13 protein-coding genes are annotated in these 13,797 nt (G+C 60.9%); 10 read left to right on the top strand and 3 right to left on the bottom strand.

Features of this window, described 5'->3' with window-relative positions:
* Nucleotides 1–25 precede the first annotated feature (25 nt).
* Complete coding sequence (locus ACFO3S_RS01960; RefSeq protein WP_378091667.1) at nucleotides 26–1,276, top strand: MFS transporter; 1,251 nt, start codon at nucleotides 26–28, stop codon at nucleotides 1,274–1,276.
* Nucleotides 1,277–1,289: 13 nt separating this feature from the next.
* Here the strand turns inward: ACFO3S_RS01960 and ACFO3S_RS01955 are convergent, their stop codons facing one another.
* Complete coding sequence (locus tag ACFO3S_RS01955) at nucleotides 1,290–2,237, bottom strand: zinc dependent phospholipase C family protein (protein ID WP_378091665.1); 948 nt, start codon at nucleotides 2,235–2,237, stop codon at nucleotides 1,290–1,292.
* A 115-nt stretch (nucleotides 2,238–2,352) separates the two neighbouring features.
* Here ACFO3S_RS01955 and ACFO3S_RS01950 point away from each other — a divergent pair, with 115 nt between their 5' ends.
* From ACFO3S_RS01950 to ACFO3S_RS01940, 3 genes are all read left to right on the top strand, one after another.
* The gene (locus ACFO3S_RS01950; protein WP_378091663.1) at nucleotides 2,353–2,811 is read left to right on the top strand and encodes a chemotaxis protein CheX; all 459 of its coding nucleotides are present in this window, start codon (nucleotides 2,353–2,355) and stop codon (nucleotides 2,809–2,811) included.
* An 82-nt stretch (nucleotides 2,812–2,893) separates the two neighbouring features.
* Complete coding sequence (locus ACFO3S_RS01945) at nucleotides 2,894–3,679, top strand: SDR family NAD(P)-dependent oxidoreductase (RefSeq protein ID WP_378091661.1); 786 nt, start codon at nucleotides 2,894–2,896, stop codon at nucleotides 3,677–3,679.
* A 26-nt stretch (nucleotides 3,680–3,705) separates the two neighbouring features.
* Complete coding sequence (locus ACFO3S_RS01940; protein WP_378091659.1) at nucleotides 3,706–5,178, top strand: DEAD/DEAH box helicase; 1,473 nt, start codon at nucleotides 3,706–3,708, stop codon at nucleotides 5,176–5,178.
* Nucleotides 5,179–5,341: 163 nt separating this feature from the next.
* Here the strand turns inward: ACFO3S_RS01940 and pdaA are convergent, their stop codons facing one another.
* A complete protein-coding gene (gene pdaA, locus ACFO3S_RS01935; RefSeq protein WP_378091657.1) occupies nucleotides 5,342–6,139 on the bottom strand; it encodes a delta-lactam-biosynthetic de-N-acetylase in 798 nt (265 codons plus the stop codon).
* A 202-nt stretch (nucleotides 6,140–6,341) separates the two neighbouring features.
* Here pdaA and ACFO3S_RS01930 point away from each other — a divergent pair, with 202 nt between their 5' ends.
* Nucleotides 6,342–7,541: an S-layer homology domain-containing protein gene (locus tag ACFO3S_RS01930; RefSeq protein ID WP_378091655.1), complete on the top strand. Its 1,200-nt coding sequence runs from the start codon at nucleotides 6,342–6,344 to the stop codon at nucleotides 7,539–7,541.
* Nucleotides 7,542–7,578: 37 nt separating this feature from the next.
* On the opposite strand, the gene ACFO3S_RS01925 is transcribed toward ACFO3S_RS01930, so the two are convergent.
* On the bottom strand, nucleotides 7,579–7,794 hold the full coding sequence (locus ACFO3S_RS01925; protein WP_378091653.1) for a hypothetical protein: 216 nt from the start codon (nucleotides 7,792–7,794) through the stop codon (nucleotides 7,579–7,581).
* A gap of 104 nt (nucleotides 7,795–7,898) precedes the next feature.
* Between ACFO3S_RS01925 and ACFO3S_RS01920 the strand changes: the two genes are divergently transcribed.
* From ACFO3S_RS01920 to ACFO3S_RS01900, 5 genes are all read left to right on the top strand, one after another.
* Nucleotides 7,899–9,002, top strand: coding sequence for a GerAB/ArcD/ProY family transporter (locus tag ACFO3S_RS01920; protein WP_378091651.1), 1,104 nt, complete (start codon nucleotides 7,899–7,901; stop codon nucleotides 9,000–9,002).
* Nucleotides 8,999–10,438: a spore germination protein gene (locus ACFO3S_RS01915; RefSeq protein ID WP_378091649.1), complete on the top strand. Its 1,440-nt coding sequence runs from the start codon at nucleotides 8,999–9,001 to the stop codon at nucleotides 10,436–10,438. The genes ACFO3S_RS01920 and ACFO3S_RS01915 overlap by 4 nt, the downstream gene beginning before the upstream one ends.
* A complete protein-coding gene (locus tag ACFO3S_RS01910; protein ID WP_378091647.1) occupies nucleotides 10,435–11,577 on the top strand; it encodes a Ger(x)C family spore germination protein in 1,143 nt (380 codons plus the stop codon). Before ACFO3S_RS01915 ends, ACFO3S_RS01910 begins: the two co-directional genes overlap by 4 nt.
* Nucleotides 11,578–11,708: 131 nt before the next feature.
* Nucleotides 11,709–12,455, top strand: coding sequence for an ABC transporter ATP-binding protein (locus ACFO3S_RS01905; RefSeq protein WP_378092228.1), 747 nt, complete (start codon nucleotides 11,709–11,711; stop codon nucleotides 12,453–12,455).
* Complete coding sequence (locus tag ACFO3S_RS01900; RefSeq protein ID WP_378091645.1) at nucleotides 12,448–13,746, top strand: ABC transporter permease; 1,299 nt, start codon at nucleotides 12,448–12,450, stop codon at nucleotides 13,744–13,746. Before ACFO3S_RS01905 ends, ACFO3S_RS01900 begins: the two co-directional genes overlap by 8 nt.
* Nucleotides 13,747–13,797 lie beyond the last annotated feature (51 nt).

Below are 13,797 nucleotides of genomic sequence, written 5' to 3'. Positions count from 1 at the left end.
TATGGGCGAGAGAGGCGACACACCGATGAACGACAAAAAACAGATTCACGCTTGGGTGATGTACGACTGGGCGAATTCGGCCTTTGCCACGACGATTATGGCGGCCGTCATGCCGATTTACTTCATTAGCGTGGCCGGGGGAACCGACGGAAGCTGGAGCTTCACGCAGACGGCGGCGGCGATCGTCGTAGCTCTGCTGTCCCCTCTGCTCGGGGCGATCGCGGATCACACCGGCAGGAAGAAAGCGTTTCTTCGCGTATTCAGCCTGATCGGAGCGGCCGCCAGCATCGCGATGGCCTTCATCGGTCCGGGAGATATGTGGCTTGCGTCCGTGCTTGTCGTCATCGGCATGGTCGGCTTCGGGGCCGGCAATACGTTCTACGACGCGCTGCTCGGAGACGTGGCGTCTCCTTCGGAGCGGGAGCGCGTCAGCGCCAGAGGGTACGCGATGGGCTATCTGGGCGGCGGCCTGCTGCTGGCCGTCAATCTCGGGCTGATCCTCGGCTGGGAGGCGATCGGCCTTCCCGACAAAACCGCTGCCTCGCAAATCTCTTTCGCGACGGTCGGCGTCTGGTGGTTCGTGTTTTCGCTGCCTCTGTTTCGCCGAGTCCAGGAAACCCGATTGGTGAGAGAAGGGTCGATAGGCACGCATTTGCGTTCCGGCGCGAGACGGCTTAAGGAAACGTTCCTTCGTATTCGGCGCTATCCCGAGTTGATGAAATTTATGCTGGCCTACTGGTTTTACTTCGACGGCATCAATACGGTTATCGTCATGGCCGCAAGCTACGGCACGACGATCGGCATCCAGGACACCGACCTGATCGCTGCGCTGCTGATTACGCAGTTCGTCGGCTTCCCGGCTTCGCTTCTGTTCGGGAAGCTGGCCGACAAGCTGGGCAGCAAGAAGATGCTGTACGGCTCGCTGGTCGCGTATCTCGTCATCGTCATTCTCGGCTATTTTATGACGAGCGCCCTGCATTTCTATTTGCTGGCCTGCATGGTGGGTCTGGTGCAGGGGGGCTCCCAGGCGACTTCGCGGTCGATTTTCAGCAAGATGATCCCTCCCGGACGGAACGCGGAGTTTTTCGGCTTTCTCAGCTTTACGAGCCGATTTTTCTCGTTCGGCGGGCCGCTTGTTTTCGGCCTTGTCAAGCTGATCAGCGATTCGAGCCGATCCGCGCTGCTGGCGGTCGCCTTCTTCTTCGTCGCAGGGATTCTATTGCTGACGATGGTCAATCTGGCGAAGGGCGAGCGGGAAGCCCAGCAGCCGATCTAGGCGGGGCCGCCGCCTAGATCGGGACGACGGAGTCGGCGTAGACGATCTCGGCGCTGCCGCAAGGCTTTCCGGTTTCGTAGGAGATGTCGCCGAGCCGTTCGGCGAACCGAGCCTTCAATCCGGCGGTCTCGTCCGGGCCCGCCTCCAGCCAGCGAAGCGCCGCAGCGGCTGTCTCGCAGCCGTCCGCCAGCGCGCGCTCCCACAGCTCCGTTGCGCTGTCGCGGCGGACCGCCGTCCGGTCGGTCGGGTCGACCCAAGCTTGGCGGGCGTCGTTCAGCACGTCCCAGTCCGGCGTGCGTCGGGGCGGAGAGAACGGCTTCAACTGCCCGAAGACGAGCCGGCCCTTCCAGCCTCCCGGATCGTAGAAGAGCCTCTGGGCCTGCTGCATCTGCGCCACCGCGCGGTCGAGCTGCTCGCTCGTAACGGCCCCCGCCAGAACCGGATAATGCAGCTGAGCGATGCGGAGGAAGCCGGCGGCAAATCCGCCCGGAAGCCGGCCTCCCGTATCGATCTCGGGGGCGACCGGCGTCCGGCCCGTATGGAGGCCGGCGCGGCGCATGAGAAAGACCGAGTCCATAGCCGTTTCATAACGCTGATGGTGCCACTTGCGAAAGCCGGAGCGGCTGAATACGAACGGATGAAGATGGCGATCCAGCAGATGATGGAGGAGGAAGCCCAGGCTATAGGCCGTGACCGGATCGTTCGCGGTCCGGTCCGCCGCCGCCTCAAGCAGGGAAATTAGAAAAGGGCCGCAGCGCCGGGCATGCATGAGCGAGCCCAGCTTGTTCAGGACGGTGCCGCCTTGCTGCCAAGGCAGGTAGCGATCGTAGAAGAGGAAATCCGGCCCTTGACAACCGAGCTGGAAGGCGGTTTTCCACTCCGGAAGTTTCATGGGACTATCGGCCTGAATGGCGCTTAGCACCTCCCTGCCGAACTGGATATGCGCCCAAATATTCGGCATCGTTCGCCCTCCCTAAAGAAAAATGAGTGTACTTGTACCTATGAATTCAGTATAATAGGAGAAAAGTGGTTACGGCTAGCGGTTCAATCCAAACAGACAAGGGGCGCGTTCAGGCATGAAGGCTGAGTACATCAACCCGTTTTTGGAGTCCGCGCGGATGGTAATCGAGCAGATGGTGCAGATTCGTCCCAGCACAGGACAGCTCGCTGTACGAGATATCAAATTCGCGGAAAACCATGTATGGATTCAAATTGGACTGACGGGTCATTTGACTGGAGATATCGTATTCGGATTAAGCGAATCGGTCGCGTTAAGAATCGTATCCGCGATGATGGGCGGCTACGCGATCACCGAGATCGACGATATGAGCAAAAGCGCGATATCGGAGCTGGGCAACATGATCAGCGGCAACGCCAGCACGATGCTGTACAACCAAGGGGTTCACGTGGACATCACCCCTCCGAAAATTATGGAGTCCCATTTCGCTTCGATTACCGGAGCGACGAGAGCTCTTGCGGTTCCGCTGATTATGGACGGAATCGGAGAGATGGAGATTCAGGTTCTCATCGCTTAATACATAGGAACGAAAGCCCCGTCAGGGGCTTTTTTCATGAGACGAAGGTCTCGGATGCGTATTTTGCCGGGGAGGGGTTATGATGAAGGTAGGGCTGAACGGCAAAGTGGTGCTCATCACCGGAGCTTCGAGCGGCATCGGCGCGAGGACTGCCGAGCTTCTGGCGAGGCGGGGAGCGATCCCGGTTCTGACGGCCCGTTCCGTGGATAAACTGGAAAAGCTGTCGGCGACTATCCCCGGCGAGCATGCGCTGTACGGAATGGACGTCCGGTCGGACGAGCAGGTTCGGGAGACGGCGGCGCGGGTCGTCGATCGGTACGGGAAAATCGACGTTCTTCTCAACAATGCCGGCTACGGAGAGTTCGTCCGGTTCGCGCCGGACGTGCCGATCTCCCATTTTCAGGACATGATGGACGTCAACTATTTGGGCGCGGTTCGCTGCGCGCAAGCGGCGCTGCCGTACATGCTGGAGGCCGGGAACGGTCATATCGTTAACGTCGCTTCGATGGCCGGGAAGATGGCGACCGCGAAGTCGACGGCGTACTGCGCGACGAAGCATGCCGTTCTCGGCTTTACGAACGCATTGCGCCAGGAGCTGCAAGGCACAGGCATCGCGGTGTCGGCGGTCAATCCGGGGCCGGTCGATACGCCGTTCTTCGACCGCGCGGACCCGAGCGGTCAATACGTGCGAAATGTGGGCTGGTTTATGCTGCCGCCGGACAAAGTCGCCCGAGCGATCGTCTCGGTCATCGAGACGCGCCGGCCGGAGCTGGACTTGCCTTGGACCGCAGCGGCCGGCGCGAAATTTATGCTGCTGTTTCCCCGGATCGGCCAGGCGCTGTTCGGGAAGCTGCTTAACCGCAAATAGCGGGCAACAGATAAGGGGTTGAAGGAATGGAGTTTACCGCATTGGGGTTGAACGAGACGCTGGCCGCCAAGCTGGCGGCTTCGGGAGTGAATGAGCCTTCCGAAGTGCAGCGGCAGGCGCTTCCCGTGCTGCTGGCAGGTCAGGACGGCGTCCTGATCTCTCCGACGGGAACGGGCAAGACGCTGGCGTACTTGCTGCCGGTGCTGCAAAGAATCGACGGCTCGCGCAAGGAGGCGCAGGCGCTCATTCTGGCGCCGACCCAGGAGCTGGCGATGCAGATTATGAGGGAGGCGGAGGCCTACGGTCAGCCGCTCGGCATTAAAGCCGCCGCGCTAATCGGCGGAGCGTCGCTCGCGCGGCAGCTTGAACGGATGAAGAGCAAGCCGGCGCTGATCGTCGGGACGCCGGGGCGCGTGCGCGAGGTGGCGAATACGCGCAAGCTGTCGCTGCATACGGTCGGCTTCGTCGTCGTGGACGAGACGGACAGAATCTTCGCCCTCGGGGGGCGAAACGACGTCGAACATCTGCTTAAGCAGTGCGCTCACAAGCGGCAGACGGTGTTCGTGTCGGCGACCCGCTCGAAAGCGATGAGGGAAGCGGAGGCGAGATGGCAGAAAGAGCCGTGGGTGTCGGACGTGACGGAGGGAGAGGAGGCGAACGGGCTGTCTCCGACGCTGCAGCACTGGTATTTCCTCGGAGACCGGCGCGACAAGATCGGCCTGGTCCAGAAGCTTGTCCGCCATCTGAAGCCTTCCTCGGCGCTGCTGTTCGTGAACGATACGGAGAAAATCGGCGAATGGCTCGCCAAGCTCCGCTACGAGGGCTTGTCGGTTGACGCGCTGTACGGGGATACGAAGGGGCAGGAGCGAGGGGAGACGATGCAGCGCTTCCGCCAGGGCCGCACGAAGCTGCTGATCGCGACGGACGTTGCCGCCAGAGGAATCGATCTGCCCGGCCTGCCCCTCGTCATCCAGCTGGAGCCCGCGCTAGATGCGGACCACTACGTTCACCGGTCCGGCCGCACGGCGAGAATGGGGAGGCCGGGCACTACCGTTACGCTGATCGCCCCGGAGGAGCGCTTTATCGTCGACAAGCTGGAGAAGCAGTTAAAGATTGCGATAGAGCCGAAAATGCTGTACGAGGGCCGGGTCGTGGACTACGAGGAGGGCTCGAAGCGTCGAGGCTCCGTTCCGGGCCGCAAGCCGTCCGGCGGGCCGGCAGCGTCTGGAGACGGGCGGCCGGTCCGGAAGCCGAGAGCGGATGAGACGACCGCTCCCGGCACGGGCGCGCCGGACGGCGAGACGCGGCTTACTCGCGAACGGACGAAGGCGGAGGGAAAGCCGGCGGGCAAGCTTCAGCCTCCGGCCAGATCAGCCCCGGCGGCCAAGCCCAAGCCGGGCAAGTCGAAGTCCGAGCGCGCGCGCGATCAGAAGAACAAGGGCGCGCCGAAGTGGCTGAAGGCCAAGCGCGAAGCGTCTTCGCCGCCTGGTCAGAACTAAAAGCGGCAAGCCATCGTCTGCCTCACGATTCTTGGATCGAGGCGGAGCGATGGCTTGTTTTTTCGTGATTCAGCAAGTATAAAATACGCTATCCTGATCTGAATCACCTCCGACAAAAACGCGGACGGCTTAAGCCGTTTATGCTTGGATTCCGAGCATCCGTTCAGCGGTACGTTCTCGTCTTCAGCTCGTTCAAGCTTTTGAATTCGTAGCCTTGGGCGCGGGCGGAGTCGATGATGCGTCCGAGCGCCTCGGCGTTGTCCCGGGAGACCGAATGCAGCAGAATGACCGCTCCCGGGTGAAGCTGCCCCATGACGCTGTCGTAGGCGTAGCGCCAGCCTCTCTGGGCGTTGACGTCCCAATCCTTGTAAGCGACCGACCAGAATACGCCGGTGTAGCCCAGCTCCCTGCAGACGCCCAGCATTCGATCGCTGAAAATGCCCCGGGGCGGGCGCATGAAGCGCATCTCCGTCTCATTCGTCAGCTGTGCGACCGAGTGCTTCACCTGATCCATTTCGCTGCGAATGCGATCGGAGCCGACCTGGCTCAAGTCCGGGTGACTCCAGGAGTGGTTGCCGATCAGATGGCCTTCACGGGCCATTCTCCGCACCAGCTCCGCCTGATCCTTCACGAAATGACCGGTGACGAAAAAGGCGGCCGGCGCCTGCTTGTCCTTGAGAACATCGAGAATGCGCGGAGTAAAGCCGTTCTCGTAGCCGTTGTCGAAGGTTAAATACAGCTCTTTGCTTGCCGTATTGCCGAGGAAGATCGCTTCCTGCCGTCGCAGAACGTCCATAAAGCCTTCCTGCGCGATGGACGGCAGGCTGCCTTCGCGGCTTTTCTTGAATCCGAAGTGAAACGGAGATTGGGGATGTGCGACCGCGGATGCAGACGCGGACGCGGCCATCAACCAACAGGCGGCGGCTAAGCCCGCCAAAACAATGAACGAGCGGTTGCGCATAGGCACTCTCCTTACGGGCATGGTTCTTTATACCATGGTACGAAGGAATCGGATTTATTCACGCCCGGTTTCCGTTCTCGGCGAACGTTTCCTACTTCAGCCTTATTTCGCGTTTTGGGCCTTGCCAGATAGGCGGCTTTCCCTGAATGCTAGTAAGGCGGGCCCTTCCCGTGAATACGATTGCGGCAAAGGAGACTTCACGATGAAACAAATGCAACCGGTTCTTAAGAAAACGGCGGCGGCAACGCTGGCTCTGACCCTGCTTGCAAGCGGCGCTGCAGCGACGATGGCTTCGGCGAAATTCGATCAAGGCCAGAAAAAAGGGAACGATAACAAGAAAGGCAAGCCCGGCATTTTTTTGAACTATAAAGATTTGAACGGAAAAGAGTGGAAATGGGCTTATGAGCCGATTATTCGGCTCGCCTCCAAGGGCGTATTCAACGGCTACGAAGACGGCAGCTTCAAACCGCGCAACAACATTAGCCGGATCGAGGCTCTGGTCGCTGCGGTCCGGCTGCTGGGGCTCAAGGAAGAGGCCGAGAAGCCGGAGCATCAGAACGCCAAGCTGAACTTCAAGGACTTCGAGCAGCTGAAGAAAAAGTACGGCTGGGCGGTCGGTTACGTCGCAGTGGCGCTGGAGAACGATCTGTTCTCCGAGATGGATGCCGCAGTTCAGCCGGATAAGCCGGCCAGTCGGCTCTGGGCATCCGTTCTGCTCGTCAAGGCGATGAAGCTGGAGGGCGAAGCGAAGAAAAAGATGGACACGGAGCTGCCGTTCCGCGATGCGAAGGACATCCCGGCGGGATCGGTCGGCTATATTGCGGTGGCGCTGGAGAAAAATCTGATTCAGGGCTACAACGACAAAACGTTCCAGCCGAACCGCCCCGTCACTCGGGCTGAGCTCGCTTCGCTGCTGGACCGCGTCGATCAGCAGCTTCCGGAGGAGGGCAGATCGCAGGCGATCGTCGGGACGATCCAGTCGATCGCCGGCGAGACTTTAACGGTGACCCGCCCGGACGGAACGGCGGTCACGGTGCCGGTCGATGCCCAGGTGTTTATTTTCCGGGACAACGTCAAAGCTCCCCTCTCCGCTCTGCGCTCCGGCGACGAGGCGCTTGTGCGCACGCACCAGGGAAAGGCGGTGTTCATCGAAGTGACGAAATCGGCCCAGACGAGCGCGCCGTTCGTCGACAGCGGGGTTCTCGGCACCTACACGCTGGACTCGAACGGCAAGCTGGAGACGATCTCCCTGCACAAAACGATGGACGGATCGGCCCACATCGTCATCTACAACGTCGATCCGAACGTCGCGATCAGCGGCGGCGCCGGACTGTCGCCCAACGCAAGCGTCGTCATCCGGGGGGCGAACAGCGTCGTGCAGTCGATCGAGATCCAATCGTAACGTCCGGCAAGGACGGACAAGCGTCGACAGCGGCGGGTCAGGGACGATCCCTGACGCCGCCGCTTTTCCTTTTTCGCCACAGCTCCGCCAAGATCAGAACCAGAAAAACGGGCAGCAGCGTCAGCGCTTCGACGAGAATAAAGCCCCATGTCTCGATCGAGAGCGCTCGATACCGTCTGTAATCCGACAGCCAGACGGATAAGGCGATCAGCCAGACGCCGGATGCCGCATAGGCGAGCCGATAGGCTTGCATGCCCAACCACCTCCCGACTCTACCCTTCCGCGAGAGACCCTTCCCTATTCGGAGTAAAAATACGGTTCGCTGAGCATACTATGCCATCGAAAGGATGGTACGATATGGAACGCAGCACCGTGATCAGCAATTTTCAATTGATGGCCCTGATCATCATTTCGACCATCGGAACGTCCAGCTTGTACGCGCCGGCCACCTTGGTCCGATATGCCGAACGCAATACGTGGTTTCTCGTTCTCGCGGGCGGCCTGGTCGGCCTCTTGAACGTGTCCGTCTTTCTGACCCTGAACCGGCTCTATCCGGACAAAAATCTGGTCCGCATCTGCAAGCATCTGCTCGGACCGTGGATCGGCGGCCTGCTGGCAGTCGTTTTCGTCTTTTATTTTATCGACATTACGGCATGGGTGCTGCGCGAATTCGCCCATTTTTTCATCATCGCGCTGAACCCGGACATTCCGCAGTCCGGATACTTGCTCACCGGAATTGTGATGGGCGCTTATGCCGTGTTCCGCGGGCTTGAGGCGTTCAGCCGCGTGTCGGAAATCATTTTGTTCGTCGTCGTCGCGTCCTTTATGGGCATCTACGTCTCGCTGGTGTGGCAGTACCATCCGGAGTACTTGCTCCCCGTTCTCGAGAACGGGTGGCTCGAGCCGTTATCCGGCATCGTTCCCGTCGCTTCATGGCTGGGGGATCTCATGTTTATCTCGATGATTCTGAACCACGTTCGCCGTACGAAAAAAACCCCGATGTACGCGTTCGGCGCGGTGGCGGTTACGACGGTGCTGCTTCTGCTGTCCGTGCTGTCCTGCACGATGCTGTTCGGAGCGAAGACGTCCGAGACGTTCACCTATCCGAGCGTCAGCCTTATTCAGAACATCCGTCTGTTTCGCCATATCGAACGGTTCGACGCCGCTCTCGTCGCCGTCTGGGTGATGAGCTCTTTTATCAAATTAACCGTATACCTCTGGTCCGCCCAGCAAGGGCTGGCCGATCTGCTCAAGCTGGGGAGGCCGCGTCTTTTCCTGATCCCGATGGCCGCAGGCATCTACGTCTGCGCCAGATTCAAAGTGTGGGGAATGGTCGAGCTGGGCGACTTCTACGATAAGCAAGCCTGGTATTTCTGCTTATTCCAGCTGGTGATTCCCGTTGGTCTTCTGCTTATCGCGTGGATGCGAGGGGACGGCGGAGAGCCGAAGGTGAGCGCATGAGCGGACGGCGTACGGAATTTACGGCCGATCTGGCGGAGAATGCCGCGCGGATCCGAGAAACGATGCAGCACACCGAAGACTTGACGTTCATCGATCGGGAGCTTCCGTCGGGATGTCCGGTCAAAATCGCTTATTTGACCGGCATGATTGACATCCGCAGTCTGGAGGCTTTGCTGGCCCATCTGGAAGAATTCGTCGACAAGGGATTCGCATTCGGAAGGGGAGCCCGATTGTCCTCGTTCCGGCAAGCGGCGGAAAGTCTGGCGGCCGGACACGCGGTGCTGCTGTTCTCGGACCCGCCCGGCGCCGAAGCGGTCAAACTGCTGGGGGTTCAGCTCAGGAGCGTCGAAGAGCCGTCGAGCGAATCGACAGTCAAAGGGCCGAGAAGCGGGTTCACCGAATCTCTGTCCAACAACGTGGCGCTCGTCCGCTATTATTGTCCGTCTCCGCGCCTGAAGGTCGAGCATCGCAAGATCGGCAGCCAGAGCCCGATCGGTCTGGCCGTTCTATCGGTCGGGGGAATTACGAATCCTCAGATTTTGAAGGAGCTCCATCGAAGAATCGACGAGATTGCCGCCGACTACGTCGTCGGAAGCAACTACATTGAGGAATGGATCGCCGATCATCGCGGCACGATGTTTCCGATGGTGGAGTCGACCGAACGGCCGGACCGGGTCGTCGGCGCGCTGATGGACGGGCGAATCGCCGTTCTCGTCCAGGGCACCCCGTTCGTCATTTTGCTTCCCTTCGTTTTTTTGCAGGCTTTTCAGGTAGGCGAAGATTACTTTTGGAACTTCTATATCGGCTCCTTGCTCCGCATGCTTCGGATTTTCTGCGGATTGCTCGGGATGCTGCTGCCCGCTTTCTATGTGGCGACGGTGACCTTTCACCACGAGCTGGTGCCAACCGCGCTTCTTCAGAGCATCGCCGCCGCCAAGGAGCCCGTGCCCTTCCCTGCCGTCGTGGAGAGCTACGTGATGATGTTCGCGTTCGAAATTATGCGCGAAGCGGGCATTCGGATGCCCAAGCAGATTGGTCAGGCGGTCAGCATCGTTGGCGCGCTTATTCTCGGGCAAGCAGCGGTGGAGGCGGGCATCGTGTCGCCGATCATGGTCATCGTGGCGGCGTTGACGGGCATCTGCACGTTCACGCTGCCTCCGAACGCGATGAATTACGCCATCCGTCTGCTTCAATTCGGGATGACGTTCCTCGCCTCCCTGCTCGGCTATGTGGGCATCGTGGCCGGGGTTATCGTAATGCTGACCTATCTGGCTTCGCTGCGCTCCTTCGGGGTTCCGTATTTGGGGCCGGCAGCTCCACTGAATGCGCGGGAGCTGACGGACGTCGTCGTACGCCGTCCGATCCCCTGGAACGCCAAGCGTCCGACGCTGTTTCGGGCGATAAATCCGTATCGATTCAGAGGCGGGGACAAATGAGAAGGGCAGGGCGGTTCGCGCGAATTTTGGCCGTCCTCGCGCTGGCGTGTTCGGGCTGCACGGGCAGTCTGGAGCTGAACGAAATTCATATCGTCCATTCTGTCGCTCTGGATGCCGGGAAGAACGGGAGGATGAAGGTGTCGGCGGAAATCGCCAGACTGGCGTCCGGACAACAGCAGCCGAAAGGGATGCAGAACCGAACGTTTATGCTGACCGGGGAAGGCAGCAACTTCTACGAAGCGGTCCGGCTGATGCGCGTCAAGTCGGATCGCACGCTGTTGTGGGGGCAGACGACGTCGATCGTAATCAGCAAGAAAATGGCGCAGCGAGGCATCGACGATCTGATCGATTCGTTTCGCCGTTTTCGGCAGTTCCGCAATACGACTCTCTTCTTCATGATCGACGGGCAGGCTTCGGATGTGTTAGAGGTGGAGGTGCCGAACGCGTCGATCAGCGCGCAGGCCTTGAGAGGGTTGGCCGAAGGGGGGAAGAATACGGCGCTGACCGCGCAGACGTCTCTGCTCGACTTGTACAAGAACCGGAATAACGGCTTTCCCGAGATGGCCATTCCGGCCGTCAAAGTGCTGAAGAACAAAAACGGCGGAACGGACAGCCTGCTTAAAGCCGTCGGGTTTTACGCGTTCCGGGGCGACCGGTTGGCGGGCTTTATGCCCGCCCGGCTCAGCAAAGGCTATCTCCGCGCGGCGAACCGCATGAAGGGCTCGTCCGAGAAGCTGGTCTGCGCAGACAAGCCGAGCCGAACGGTCGCCTTCGAGAATACGAGAAGCAACAGCCGGATCGTGACGTCGATCGGCGAATCCGGAATTCCCGTCATCCGCATCGAAGTCGACGCGGACATGAATCTGGTCGGCCAACCGTGCGAAGAACGGCCCGTAACTCGCGACCTGATCGACGACTGGGAGAAACAGCTGAATGCGGAGATCGCGGAACAGATCGGCGCCTTTATCGCGTTCTCCCAACAGCGCGGAACCGATCTGCTCGGCGTCGGGGAGCATGTCCACCGGAAGCATCCGAAGGAATGGAAACAAATTAAGGATCGATGGAGCGAAATGTACCCCGACTGCCGCATTACCGTGAACGTGAGAACCCGAATCGATCACACCAATTTCATCGTATGAAGCCGGCTTTTTTGTAAGCCGCATCCTCTCCCGCTATAATAGAGGGAAACAGAGGACATGAGTGCCCGTATCGGGGAGGATGGAGATCGGTGGAATCCGGGCAAAGGAAGGCGAACGGACCGACGCTTGAGATGACGGCCCTCACGGGGGGCTACAGCCGGCGCCGGCCGGTTCTACACGACGTATCGATGACGCTGAACGGCGGCGAGCTGCTGGGATTGATCGGATTGAACGGAGCCGGCAAAAGCACGGCGATCAAGCATATTTTGGGCCTGATGGTTCCGCACAGCGGGGAGGTTCGAGTCGCCGGGGCGACGCTGGAGGAGAACAGGGAGCTATACCGCACCTCGATCGCTTACGTGCCGGAGCAGCCGTCCTTGTACCCGAACTTGACCGTGAGGGAGCATCTGCGCTGGACGTCGATGGCCTACGGGATCGATAAGGGCGCGGCGGAGGAACGGACGGACGAGCTGGCGAGGACGTTCCGGATGACGGAGGCGATGAAGGCGCTGCCGGATACGCTCTCCAAAGGGATGAAGCAGAAGGTTATGCTCATGAACGCGCTGCTCGTCCGTCCGGCGCTGCTGATCATCGACGAGCCGTTCCTGGGGCTGGATCCGCTGGCGATCCGGGGCCTGGTCGGGGCGCTGGACGAGGTTCGGGAGCAGGGCACGGCGATATTGCTCAGCTCGCATATTTTGTCGGCGCTGGAGCGCAAGGCGGATCGTCTCGTCGTGCTGCACAAGGGGCGCCTCATCGCGGAAGGCACGCCGAGGGCGGTCAAGGAGAAGGCCGGCTGCACCGGCGCGGAAGCGACGCTGGACGACGCTTTCGAGGCGCTTGTCGAAGCTGCGGAAGGGGGCCGCGCCGGTGGATAAGAGGACGCACGAGGAGCAGCTCGGCTTCCTGCGTACCCTTCGGCGCGAACGCGCCGCCGCGTTCCGGCGGGAAATCGTGCCGTATTTCCGCTATGTGTTCCAGAGCGGGTTCGGGCTGTTCGCTTCCGCGATTTTATTTGCGGCGCTGATCGGGTATTCGGATCTGATCCGGGCAGTTCCCGACCATTGGCCTGCCCGCGAGGTCGGCGTCGTCGTTCTCTCGCTTGCGGCGCTGCGCGCGCCGCTCCGCACTTATATGCGTCCCGCAGATCCGGTTTTTCTGATGGCGATGGAGAATCGCGTAGCCGGCCGATACGTGAACGAAGCTTTGCGCCGCGCGACAGTCGCGGGCGTTCTGCGGACGTTGGCCGCATCGGCGCTGTACGCGCCGATCTATATTCGTTCTCCGCAGACGTCGGAGCTGGCCGATAACCATCCCGTCGTCCTGCTGGCCGTCTTTCTGGCGCTGCTGGCGGCCCACAACGTCTACGGGGGCTGGCGCGAGCGACGGCTGGCGTCGCGCGGCTGGCGTCTCGGGCTGAAGGCGGTCCGAACGCTGCTGACGGCGTTGTCGGTCGCCGCCCTGCTGCTCTATCCGATGCCGGCCGGCGTCGCGTTCGCGGCGCTGTGCGCGGCGCTGCTGAATTTGCTTTGGCGGCTGCCCGCGCAGCACGCGCTCCCCTGGGAACGGCTGATCGAGGAGGAGGCGGCGACCCGGCGCAAATGGATGGGGTTTCTCAGCTGGTTCGTGGACGTGCCCTCCGAGTCGGCCAAGCCGGCGTATCGGCGGTGGATCGCCTGGACGGGAGACTGGATTCCCTGGAGCAGACGGTGGGCATGGCACTTTCTGTATGCCAAAGTTTTCCTGCGGGGGGAGACGTTCGGCGCTTTATGGAGATGGGTGGTCGTCACCTGTCTCGTGATGGCCGTATCGGGCAGCGCTTTGGCGGACGCGATCGCGCTGGGCGTATCGGCTGTCGTGTGCGGGCTGCAGCTTAGCGAGCTGAAGAGGGTTCGTTTTGTGGAGACGGTCGATACGCTGCCGCTTTCTCCGCAAGAGAAGCTGAAGGCGGCTGCAGCGGTAGCCCGCGCGGCCGGCCTTCTGGCGGTGCTGACGATCGGAGCGGCAGGGCTGGCGACGGCAAAGCTGGGAGCGGCGCCGGAGGGGGCGGACCCTTCGGCCTGGCTGCGGCCCGATTACGGGCTGGCCGCGCTCGCTTTCGGACTTTTCTGGTGCGGATGGTGGATGCCGCGGAGCATCGCGAGGCATCGAGACGAGGACGACGAATAGACGGAGTATCGAAAGGCGGCTGCGCGGACGGGACTTCGGCCGGCAGCAGAG

Origin of the sequence: Cohnella hongkongensis, from assembly GCF_042654645.1 — a bacterium.
GTDB classification, from domain to species: domain Bacteria; phylum Bacillota; class Bacilli; order Paenibacillales; family Paenibacillaceae; genus Cohnella; species Cohnella hongkongensis.
This window is presented reverse-complemented; position numbering and strand designations above follow the sequence as displayed.

Coding starts and splice junctions, on each gene's coding strand:
- ACFO3S_RS01960 (WP_378091667.1), top strand. CDS start 26: ATGAACGACAAAAAACAGATTCACGCTTGGGTGATGTACGACTGGGCG.
- ACFO3S_RS01955 (WP_378091665.1), bottom strand. CDS start 2,237: ATGCCGAATATTTGGGCGCATATCCAGTTCGGCAGGGAGGTGCTAAGC.
- ACFO3S_RS01950 (WP_378091663.1), top strand. CDS start 2,353: ATGAAGGCTGAGTACATCAACCCGTTTTTGGAGTCCGCGCGGATGGTA.
- ACFO3S_RS01945 (WP_378091661.1), top strand. CDS start 2,894: ATGAAGGTAGGGCTGAACGGCAAAGTGGTGCTCATCACCGGAGCTTCG.
- ACFO3S_RS01940 (WP_378091659.1), top strand. CDS start 3,706: ATGGAGTTTACCGCATTGGGGTTGAACGAGACGCTGGCCGCCAAGCTG.
- pdaA (WP_378091657.1), bottom strand. CDS start 6,139: ATGCGCAACCGCTCGTTCATTGTTTTGGCGGGCTTAGCCGCCGCCTGT.
- ACFO3S_RS01930 (WP_378091655.1), top strand. CDS start 6,342: ATGAAACAAATGCAACCGGTTCTTAAGAAAACGGCGGCGGCAACGCTG.
- ACFO3S_RS01925 (WP_378091653.1), bottom strand. CDS start 7,794: ATGCAAGCCTATCGGCTCGCCTATGCGGCATCCGGCGTCTGGCTGATC.
- ACFO3S_RS01920 (WP_378091651.1), top strand. CDS start 7,899: ATGGAACGCAGCACCGTGATCAGCAATTTTCAATTGATGGCCCTGATC.
- ACFO3S_RS01915 (WP_378091649.1), top strand. CDS start 8,999: ATGAGCGGACGGCGTACGGAATTTACGGCCGATCTGGCGGAGAATGCC.
- ACFO3S_RS01910 (WP_378091647.1), top strand. CDS start 10,435: ATGAGAAGGGCAGGGCGGTTCGCGCGAATTTTGGCCGTCCTCGCGCTG.
- ACFO3S_RS01905 (WP_378092228.1), top strand. CDS start 11,709: ATGACGGCCCTCACGGGGGGCTACAGCCGGCGCCGGCCGGTTCTACAC.